Source organism: Bradyrhizobium sp. KZN70725, from assembly GCF_055264925.1.
In genome coordinates, this window is sequence record NZ_JBUYWT010000113.1 from 1 (window position 1) to 8,857 (window position 8,857).

Sequence of the window (8,857 nt, forward strand, 5' to 3'; positions counted from 1 at the left end):
CTGGCTCGCCTTAACACTTCAGCGTATCGCCAACGGCTGGCCGAGCAGCCAAATCGACGCGCTTATGCCATGGAACCACGCAGCCTGACGGCCTCAGCTTGCCGCTTACGCCATGATCACTTCGGCCCAGTCCAACCGGGTATCGACCCAGCCGACCTTTCCGCACGCAGTGCACTTGAGGTGCGCCGAGATGTCCGACCAATCCCAATCGGGCAAGTCGGCGAGCTTCAGCCGGCCGTTGCGCTGGCACCCGACGCAGAACACGAGCACCGTCTTGAAGCCGGCGTTGCGATCGACGGGACCGGACCAGTAGCGGAGATGACGAGCGGGTTTTCGACGCCAGGGCATGATCCCGATGATCGCGCCAATCACGCTTGGAGAGAAGACCTAGCAATCGCGCGGCGAAAACCAGCGCGCGGGCGGCCAAATTTAGCCGACCGCTATTTTGGCGGCCCGACCGTAGTTTTTGTCGACCCGTCTGGCGCCGGTTGCCTCCAGAGCCGGTGTTGGTCGGCCCGTCCAACCCTGGGGCTGTAATTGCCCTTTGTCTTCAGGCGCTGAGCGCCCGGTTGGCGCGTTTAGATCCTCTGTTTTGGCTGGCTGCGCCGTAGCCAAGCCGCATGAGAGGACAAGACATATCGACGCTAATAGGGCTCGCACTGGATAACTCCACGGGGCCATGTGCCTGCCAAGACGGCTTTCGGACAATCTTCGGGTCCGGCGCGAAGTTCCTTTTGACGATCGTCAGCGGATCGAGATTATCGCTTGATAGTCAGGCGCCCCAGGATTGCATTGCAGGCTCGCTCGGCTTCAGAGAACGTGCTGAAGGGAGATCCGGGCACTTGAGCCGCCGGCATATTCAGAAAGTCGGGGCGATATGACGCGCCAAAGCCCGGATCTCCATGCAATCCGGGTCCACTTCGGCTCTCGTTGCTGATTACGAATGAATAGTCGTCGCTGCTTGCGATCCACATCTCCAGATCGCCAGTGCCGACGTGGCTGAAGTGCAGGGCCATTTTACCCTCCACATTTGCCAGGCAAAGCGTTACCCACAGCCCCGCACTCGGCTCGTCGTGATTGATCTCAACGCTCGAGCGGGATGAGCTGCTGGCTCGCTACTAATAGCAAGTATACACCTGCTGGCTGGCCGTTGCGACGCAGTAGCCATAACTGGCGCTGTACGGGTAGCCGTAGCCATAGGGATAACCGTAGTCGTAACCATACCCATACGGGGAGCCGTATCCGTACGGATAACCGTAGGCAGCGTAGGCACCCGCCAAGCCGAGCCCTATGCCAAGTCCAACAGCGGTCGCTCCAAACCCGCCTCCGCGCCAACCACCGCCGCGCCAGCCGCCACCAAATCCGCCGTGGAAACCACCGCCATGAAAGCCACCACCACCGAAGCCTCCGCGCGCAGAAGCAGTAGTTGGTGCAAATGCCACGGCCAGAACCGCGATTAGTGTGATTAGGATTTTCCTAAGCATCGGACTCTCCCATGCTTTTAGAAAGTCGCCCGATTTGGAAACACCTCACGTCCGTTTTAGTTGCTGACTACCGGGTCCAATACCCACGGATGGGCTCCCTGGCGCACACGCTGACGCGCTTGGGTTAGTATGTGAGAACCAGGAGGCGCTGCACAATCGCGCCTAGGCAAACAAGTACCACCAGCAGCTTAAGGAGGTTAGCCAATCGGCGATCCTGAGCAAACTTGTCGATCGCCCAGAAACAGATTGCTCCCACCACAACGATGATCTGGTCGGCGCTTGCGGTTGGCTTGCTCGTCTGAGCTGGCGGCGTTTCCGGCTATTTTGATGCAGATCAGATGGGCATCTGTAGCGCCACCAGCCCAGCCGAAGTGAGTTTGATTTCCGACCTGGGGCCTCCGCCCCGGCGCTCAATCCATCCATTTTGCGCGATCCGATCAAGTGTGCCTCGGCTCGCAGCAACTGGGATCTTGGATACCAAAACCCATTCACCTGATCGTAGATACTGCATCAACTGGCGCTGACGGGCGTTCACGGTCGGCCCTGGCATTTTCGTAATCACGTCTTCCGCTTCGCCCAATCGGTGCGCATCTCTCGAAACTCTTCCGGCTCTTTGAGCAAACGGCGCTTCCGAGTTTCCTGATCGTCAGCGGTTGCTGATTTGTCTGCCATCTTGTCTATGGCTTTTGCAGCCATTTCACGCGCGCGCGTCTTCTGATTTTCGCTTGGGGGGCGGCCGTTTGGCTTCACGCTCAGCCCCAGCTCAACCAGCCGACGGAACGCCGCGGAGCGCGCGACGCCAGTGGCTGCAGCCCATGCCTCGACGTCAGCAATAAGCGCTGGTGGCATACGAGCAGCAATATGAGGGTCACGCCCGCCCTTCGTGACAGGCCTGCCGCGCCTTTTTGGTGCAACCGTTCTTGACTCCTTCATGATTATGGTTGTACCTTAAATATGCTTGGAAAACAAGCGGCCCGCCGCGGTGCTGGTAACATCGCGACAGCCCAAACTATGAGGTGTTTCATGGCTCAGTTAACCCAGAGCATAGCATAGCATAGCATAGCATTGCCCGGCGCGGCTGCGTCCGCTGCCGCGCTTTATTTCAAGACCGATGTTTCCCCCGAAGATCTGTTCGTCGCGATAGGTCGCCTCCGCAGGGAGGCCAGAGACGAAATAGACCGGTTGGTCCAGTTTCTCGACAGCACCGACGACTACGTTTCTCGCGAGCTCGAGGATGACGGCGACGCCGAGCCGTCCATCGGCGTCGACGATCGTGAGCCGGATCTCGGAAGCTTCGATCGAATGATGAACCAGGAGCTGTCCAACCGGCAGCGCCTCGGCGAGGAGACGGCCGAGGTCGACGCCGAACAAGATCAAGCGGACAGCGAGCCGTCGCTCGGGAGCCTCGAATGGGCCAGCCAGACCCATTGGGCGGCCGGTGACGCCCGCGACCTCGAGGAGGGATTCGAGACCGGGCTCGGCGACATGGAAGGCCTGCTCGAGCAGATCGGCACGCAGGACTGGCAGCAGGGAGGCATGGCATGAAACAGGTAACACGAAGGCTCAGTCTGCAGATGGCGGTGGGCGCCGCCGTAACTTCAACGCTCGGAGTTTCGTCTCAAGCTGAGGCGGAAGATCCAGCTTTCGCCGCCATCGCCAAGCACCGTCAGGCCTCGGCGGACCACCTAGCTTCCATCTACGCATACGATCGGACGGAGCCCGGTACAGATGCGTACTACGACGCCCAAGACCACAACGAAGCCTGCTGTCACGCTGCAAGAGATGCCGCGTGGGATCTGGCGACAACGATACCTACGACCCTTGCTGGCATCGCCGCCGTTCCCCAGTACGTAAACGAGGTGGAAGACGAGGGCGACGAGTGACCCGACTCCGACAACATCGGCCGGGAGGGCTGGCACTACCAGCTAAGGCAGGCGATGGCCGCTGCGGTGGTCAACTTAGCCTAGCCTGAAGGCGAGGCGCCCGCCGGTTCACGCCGGCGGGTTTTCCCTTGGCGCAATTTCCATTGTTTCGGGTGGTCGACGGCGGCGCGCGCTATGTTCGGCCATGGCTTTCACCGCCTCATCTTCGTCGGCGCAAAAAGCGATGCTTCGCCGATCGGCAAACACGAGCCACTGGCGAAGGCCAACTTCCCTGATGACGTACTCGGTCATTTTCGAGCGTCCTGCAGCGAGTGAACTGCATCTTATGCAAACGACGTTGCTGTTCCATTAATCAGAATCCGGCCCAGCGGTGAGCGCGCATCGAAAGGGACAAGCTTTTGTCGGTCTTTCTTTTCGAACGGGGGAAGGGCAAAGGCGAGTTCGCCGAGGGTGCCATCGAAGGCGTGGCGCTCGCCGTGCTGGTCGGCGGCCTTCTCGACAAGCCGCTTCCGGATCGTCTGCCTGATTGGGTGGCCGACTGGATCCAATTTAAAACCTGTCTCGGAAATGACGCCGCCGGTCTCAAAAATACACGCCCGGCGGCGTTTCCTTCCTGAACTGGGACGCTGAAATCCCCAGCACCAAGCAAACTGCAGGGGCTGTGCCATGGGCCAATTACGTGAAGCCGAACGCTCCGGCATCAAGTGCGCGTGATATGTGAGGCCATTCACACCCGATCATCGCTAATCGGCCTAACATAACCGCAAATGGGTGGCGACTCGGTGTCGGAGAATCGTGATGCCGTTTTTCAGCAGCCAAAGCTTGCCGTCAGCAGCCGCCGCTTCAGTGCTCAGTGTTCTCGTCGTGGGAGCAGTTGCCTTTGCGGCAGTTGGTTATGTGGAGTGGTCATCAGGCGTTAATCTGACCCACTTCATGGACCGGACTGCCGCGGATTCCTCAACGCCGGCTCTACCACTCAAGGGGCGAACGGGTTGCGAGCAGGGCAATAAGTCGCTGCCGGCGCTTTCTCTACCGATCGAATGAGCGGGGCCTAAAGCGACAGCGCCCATCTAATCTCCCAAGGTAACTACGCCGCCGGGCTTGAAATACAGCGTCCCGGCGGCGGTCTTCCAGCTGGCCCTGTAATCCCGGCAACACAGCGGTAGCAGGGCGGTCAACACACGCGAGTGATGCAGATCAATCTGCCCGTCGGATCCTACCGACGGGCTTTTGCACGAAATCACCAGCGGCGATAACCGCCGTGATAGCCGTAACCCCTATGATAACCGTAGCCCCTGTGCACGTATCCGTAACGACGGACGCCGTAGCCACGATAGCCGTAACCGTAGCCGTACCCCCTGTAGACGGGCGCCGTGCGGACACAGCCGTTCGGCCCGCACACTACGGCGACGTTCTCGACGTTTGAAGCGGGAGAAGGTGCGGCGAGCGGCATCGCTGACGCGCTTCCTGCTGCAGCAAGGCTGCCGAGCGCAGTAAGTCCAACAAGTGCAAACTTCAGCTTCATGGTTTCCTCTCGTGGAATCTAAGGCACCCCACACTGTAGGAAGTTGAACGTGAATGTTGGATGAGCAGGCCAGCCGTTGAATGCGGCATGCTTGTGCTCTGCGCGGGGGTGTCCCCAAGCGGCCCCTAGGAGCATCCGGAACGATCAGGGTGCCAAGGTCCGACTAGCTAAATGCGATAACGAGCAGGCCCGAGCACAACAGCACAAGGCAGGTCGCGATTAGCGCGAGGAATCCATCGGACACGAAGTCATGATTACGCATGATACACCTCCCTGTCGCGGAAGGAGGCTGGTCCGAATTTATTAAAGATTTCGGAATCGGGCTTTTGAGGGCGGCTAACTACTGTCTTTGCTGCCCAACTTCACGAAACCCGTGTGGATCATCGAAATAATCCCAAGAAAATACGCCGCCGGTCTCAGAAATATGCGCCCGGCGGCGTTCATTCCAAAACCTGGGCCCTGAAAATTCCCAAGCGTGAGCAAACGTCAGTACCTGCGCCCGAGTTGCTATTTTTTAGGGCCCAGCCACATGGGAAGAAGAGCCAGCGCCAGGGCCCGTGCGCCAGCTCCTCCCCGAAACGGTGACCGTGCGAATTCCCCAATCGGTCCCGTCCCACAGAGAAGCGTGAGCCGGTTTGGTTGCTGATTTGCTAACGGCTGTTTTCCCACGCGGTCTTTATCCTTGCGGGACCTGACGCTCAGCGCTTAGGTTTCCCGCATTAGGACCAAAGGGAGTTTTGTCTGTGGCTACAGGTACTGTGAAATGGTTCAACCCGACGAAGGGTTACGGATTCATCCAGCCCGATGACGGAGGCAAGGATATTTTTGTGCATATTTCTGCCGTCGAAAGGGCGGGGCTGAGCAACCTAAATGAGGGCGCGAAAGTCAGCTACGAAGCGAAGGACAATCGCGGAAAAACATCCGCCGAAAATCTGCGGGTGGGCTGACGCACCAGGAACAAGGGGCAATGCCGGGAGTCATCATAAGCTCCCGCGATAGGTTGCCCCCCGACCGGGAGTTTAAAGCGGCCTTGGCGTTCCCCGCGCCAAGGCCGCTAGCGTTATTGTGTGGCATTGCAGCATGAAAAAGCGCGAGATAGCGAAGGGCATCCCCTGACGTTTTTTCTATCATTTTCGGCGAGCCGAGGGCGGGGGTAATCCCTAATGGTGCTGCTTAGACGCGGAACGGGGCGGGAATGCAGGAAGTCATCTTTCTTGCTTCCGTTGTCAGCGCGCCTGACGGCGGGAGCTTGGAATGCAGCCCCGACGCGCCCGATGACCGTGTCGGGGTCGTCTGCTGGTGCGGCCACTGCTCCTAGGAAGCGCAGCGCGGCTTCAGATTGACCGATCGCAGGAAACTGTCCAAGTCGCTCTGGCTGCAGTTCTTAGCTTCGCCAAGCTGTTTCAGCGCTTCGGGGCGGGCAATTGGCGCACCGTTTCCGCTACCCGCATTCCGCTTTGCCGATTTGTACTTGGTGTCCGCAGGATCGTGCCAATGTCGAGAAATGATCTTGGCCGGTGCCTTCTGTCGATCGGCCTGACGGGCCGGGATAGCTATTGGCGGGTCTGCTGCGGTGATCGTTGCTGATGCTGAAGCGCCCGTTGTGATCGCAGCAACCTCGTTTGCTGACACGACTTCATTTCCCACGGCGACCACATCTGTCGCGGGTTCGGCCTTGAGTGGTAGACGGTCGCTCTTACTCGACGTCTCCGCCACTGGGTAGGCTTCGTCAAGCGGCAGCGCGGGATTCCTCCCGAGCGCTGTAACCGCGCCCATTCCGACCAGGCCAATTACTCCGACGGCTACAAGCTTGATCCACACTGATTGATCCTCGACCAACGCAGCGAACCGGAGGCTTCTCTCGAAATTAGCCCAGAATAAGGCTAAGCTATTGGCGCGTCTGACAGAATGCGTCGCTATACGATCCAATCCAAAAGAGAGATGCTCCGATCATTTGTGGGTTGGATGGTGGGTTGACAGACCGCACGAGCGAGGGTCCGACTGTCGAACCGGTTTGCGATGAGCATGATGACCTCCCGAGCAGTTTCTTGACCGATGAGGGCTAGGCAGCAAGCGACGCTAGCTGGGCTTCGGCGTGCCGCCGATAGCTAAACGACTGCAGCAAGAATGAACCTGCACCTCCGGGTCTCACACCGACAGGACAGCGTTACAGACAGTATTGCTACGGCTCATAAAATCGACGGCGCGTCTGCCCAATCGGACGTAACCTTGCGCCTTTACTCCGATTGCGAAAGGGGGGAGACGCCATGTCGTCGCCCGTATGCTTTGCCTGTAACGTGGAGCGCAAGCTCGTTGCCGTCGCCGCTTTCACGAAGGATTACGACATCCACTCATTTGAGTGTCCGATCTGCCATTCCACCCTGCGACTGGCGGTCCGACGCGAACCGACGTGGGACCGAGTGCCAGGACATGCCTAGCCGGCGAGGCCACCGTAGTCGCCCGGGATAGAAGTTCTCCCTGCACCGCAGGATATTTGCCGTGTTCATGAAATTTATATTCGCGCTCGTCCGGCGGCCTTAACAGGCTGCCGGGCCTTTGCGCCAACTTTCGGCGACGGCTCAGTTCTTCTTGCGGTCTCTTGACTTCCTCATGTAATAGCCTTGGCTGTGGACCGCCTGCCTGATCTCCTCGCTAACCCTGATGACCCTCTTCTTGCTCTTGCGCCATTTTCCTTGGGCGCCAATGTCAGGCACCGGCAATCCCTTTTTCACAACGAGCAGATCACGCCTGACGTTGAAATACACCTCGACCATGTAGCCTCCCAAAAGGCTGAAAGTATCCATCCAGAGCAGAGCGCGGCTCGCACAAATGCAACTGCGTGTTCGGGGCGCTGCCTGTGAATATCGAGGAGAAGTGCCGCGCTCGTTGTTTCCACAAGACATTTTCTGGTTGGATGTTGTTCGCATGCCGCACCCAACAACCAACGATTATCTGGATGAATATGACCGGGAGCTGGACGAGATCGTCGCTGCCTGTGACGGCGATGTGCGTAGCGCTCTCAGGGCTCTGTTGCTGGTCAATGAGCAGTTGGAGCACATCTTAAATTGTTTGAACGCGGAACTGATCGAGCAGGCGTCGCGGCATCGACGGCAGACGCTGCACTAAGCTTTCCAAATCAACTCGGAGATGGGGCCGTCGTCAACCTTCCGCGCTGCTCGAAATGCTCCGAGATCGTTCTCAAACTCCAACCCGTGCTTATCATCAACGTTGTGCCCCCTTGGAGGGCGAATAAAAATCTCGGCATTGCGCTTCCCAGCGCGCGTGATCCTCACCCTGATGCTGCATGTTGGAGCGCGGAAACCGTCGGTGCGGAAGAGTAGGTAGACAGCAATTCTGGCGGGACTGCATCCCAAGTAAGTTACCTCGTCGGAATGGGGCTAGCCGGAAAGGGATGAGCTGCCCGGGCTACTAGGCGGCCTCTCTGATCGGCGCGCAGGCCGTAAGCCGGATTTTTCCTGCGTCGGTAAACCGGAAATACGTGCGCACGCGCTGGCCGTCATACGTGCGATAGTCGAGCGAAACACAGTCCCCCTCGGGCATCAATGCTTCGATCTCGAACACATCGGCTCCCAACGCCGCGAGCCTTTGACCCCAGTACCATTTCATCGCGGCTCGGCCTTGAAAGCTCCCGCCCTCGCAGCACTCGACCGTAGCCGTGTCATCGTAGAGGTTTAGCAAATCACCCAGGCGGCGCTGCTTACAGGCGTCGATCCAATCGATAACGACACTACTGGCATCGAAGTCCTCCCGAGCGTTGGACATGTTACTCCTCCTCGTCGGCGCTGCCCGACGAGATGGGTAAGTGCTCTGGGCTGAATGGATGGTGAACCGCCCTAGTAGCTCGTCACAGTGATTTTGACTCTTTGGGTATGCCTGGATAGGCGCGCCCCAGTTTGGTGCGAGCTTTGTCCGTTGTGAACATCCAATTGATACGGGCGCGAGTT

Annotated in this window: 16 protein-coding genes; 7 read left to right on the forward strand and 9 right to left on the reverse strand. The window is 58.8% G+C overall.

Annotated features, from left to right (window positions below; genetic code table 11):
- On the forward strand, nt 1-88 hold an 88-nt coding region (locus tag ACZBJS_RS41235), incomplete at its 5' end, for a transposase domain-containing protein (protein ID WP_463440123.1).
- A 17-nt stretch (nt 89-105) separates the two neighbouring features.
- On the opposite strand, the gene ACZBJS_RS41240 is transcribed toward ACZBJS_RS41235, so the two are convergent.
- The 4 genes from ACZBJS_RS41240 to ACZBJS_RS41255 all read right to left on the reverse strand — a co-directional run bounded on the left by ACZBJS_RS41240 (nt 106) and on the right by ACZBJS_RS41255 (nt 2,417).
- Nucleotides 106-348: a hypothetical protein gene (locus ACZBJS_RS41240; RefSeq protein WP_463440212.1), complete on the reverse strand. Its 243-nt coding sequence runs from the start codon at nt 346-348 to the stop codon at nt 106-108.
- A gap of 410 nt (nt 349-758) precedes the next feature.
- Nucleotides 759-1,016 (reverse strand): hypothetical protein, encoded by a 258-nt coding sequence (locus ACZBJS_RS41245; protein WP_463440213.1) that lies wholly within the window; start codon nt 1,014-1,016, stop codon nt 759-761.
- Between the two features lie 102 nt (nt 1,017-1,118).
- Nucleotides 1,119-1,484 carry a hypothetical protein gene (locus tag ACZBJS_RS41250; RefSeq protein ID WP_316399435.1) on the reverse strand — a complete coding sequence of 122 codons (366 nt, stop codon included), beginning with the start codon at nt 1,482-1,484 and terminating at the stop codon, nt 1,119-1,121.
- A 558-nt stretch (nt 1,485-2,042) separates the two neighbouring features.
- On the reverse strand, nt 2,043-2,417 hold the full coding sequence (locus ACZBJS_RS41255) for a hypothetical protein (protein ID WP_316399434.1): 375 nt from the start codon (nt 2,415-2,417) through the stop codon (nt 2,043-2,045).
- Nucleotides 2,418-2,549: 132 nt separating this feature from the next.
- On the opposite strand from ACZBJS_RS41255, the gene ACZBJS_RS41260 reads away from it, so the two are divergent.
- On the forward strand, nt 2,550-3,029 hold the full coding sequence (locus ACZBJS_RS41260; protein ID WP_316399433.1) for a hypothetical protein: 480 nt from the start codon (nt 2,550-2,552) through the stop codon (nt 3,027-3,029).
- Nucleotides 3,026-3,367, forward strand: a complete 342-nt coding sequence (locus tag ACZBJS_RS41265) for a hypothetical protein (RefSeq protein ID WP_463440214.1) — start codon at nt 3,026-3,028, stop codon at nt 3,365-3,367. The genes ACZBJS_RS41260 and ACZBJS_RS41265 overlap by 4 nt, the downstream gene beginning before the upstream one ends.
- A gap of 108 nt (nt 3,368-3,475) precedes the next feature.
- On the opposite strand, the gene ACZBJS_RS41270 is transcribed toward ACZBJS_RS41265, so the two are convergent.
- Nucleotides 3,476-3,658 (reverse strand): hypothetical protein, encoded by a 183-nt coding sequence (locus tag ACZBJS_RS41270; RefSeq protein WP_316399431.1) that lies wholly within the window; start codon nt 3,656-3,658, stop codon nt 3,476-3,478.
- A 107-nt stretch (nt 3,659-3,765) separates the two neighbouring features.
- Here ACZBJS_RS41270 and ACZBJS_RS41275 point away from each other — a divergent pair, with 107 nt between their 5' ends.
- Nucleotides 3,766-3,984 carry a hypothetical protein gene (locus ACZBJS_RS41275; RefSeq protein ID WP_463440215.1) on the forward strand — a complete coding sequence of 73 codons (219 nt, stop codon included), beginning with the start codon at nt 3,766-3,768 and terminating at the stop codon, nt 3,982-3,984.
- 181 nt (nt 3,985-4,165) lie between these two features.
- Nucleotides 4,166-4,411, forward strand: coding sequence for a hypothetical protein (locus ACZBJS_RS41280; protein ID WP_463440216.1), 246 nt, complete (start codon nt 4,166-4,168; stop codon nt 4,409-4,411).
- Between the two features lie 196 nt (nt 4,412-4,607).
- Here ACZBJS_RS41280 and ACZBJS_RS41285 read toward each other — a convergent pair whose 3' ends face one another.
- On the reverse strand, nt 4,608-4,892 hold the full coding sequence (locus ACZBJS_RS41285) for a hypothetical protein (RefSeq protein WP_316399426.1): 285 nt from the start codon (nt 4,890-4,892) through the stop codon (nt 4,608-4,610).
- A gap of 743 nt (nt 4,893-5,635) precedes the next feature.
- Here ACZBJS_RS41285 and ACZBJS_RS41290 point away from each other — a divergent pair.
- Nucleotides 5,636-5,839, forward strand: coding sequence for a cold-shock protein (locus ACZBJS_RS41290; protein WP_463440217.1), 204 nt, complete (start codon nt 5,636-5,638; stop codon nt 5,837-5,839).
- A 367-nt stretch (nt 5,840-6,206) separates the two neighbouring features.
- Here the strand turns inward: ACZBJS_RS41290 and ACZBJS_RS41295 are convergent, their stop codons facing one another.
- Nucleotides 6,207-6,713 (reverse strand): hypothetical protein, encoded by a 507-nt coding sequence (locus ACZBJS_RS41295; protein ID WP_316399352.1) that lies wholly within the window; start codon nt 6,711-6,713, stop codon nt 6,207-6,209.
- A 758-nt stretch (nt 6,714-7,471) separates the two neighbouring features.
- Complete coding sequence (locus ACZBJS_RS41300) at nt 7,472-7,666, reverse strand: hypothetical protein (protein ID WP_229193075.1); 195 nt, start codon at nt 7,664-7,666, stop codon at nt 7,472-7,474.
- Nucleotides 7,667-7,721: 55 nt separating this feature from the next.
- Here ACZBJS_RS41300 and ACZBJS_RS41305 point away from each other — a divergent pair, with 55 nt between their 5' ends.
- The gene (locus ACZBJS_RS41305; protein WP_410469843.1) at nt 7,722-8,018 is read left to right on the forward strand and encodes a hypothetical protein; all 297 of its coding nucleotides are present in this window, start codon (nt 7,722-7,724) and stop codon (nt 8,016-8,018) included.
- Between the two features lie 303 nt (nt 8,019-8,321).
- Here the strand turns inward: ACZBJS_RS41305 and ACZBJS_RS41310 are convergent, their stop codons facing one another.
- Nucleotides 8,322-8,675, reverse strand: a complete 354-nt coding sequence (locus tag ACZBJS_RS41310; protein WP_463440218.1) for a nuclear transport factor 2 family protein — start codon at nt 8,673-8,675, stop codon at nt 8,322-8,324.
- Nucleotides 8,676-8,857: the final 182 nt, after the last annotated feature.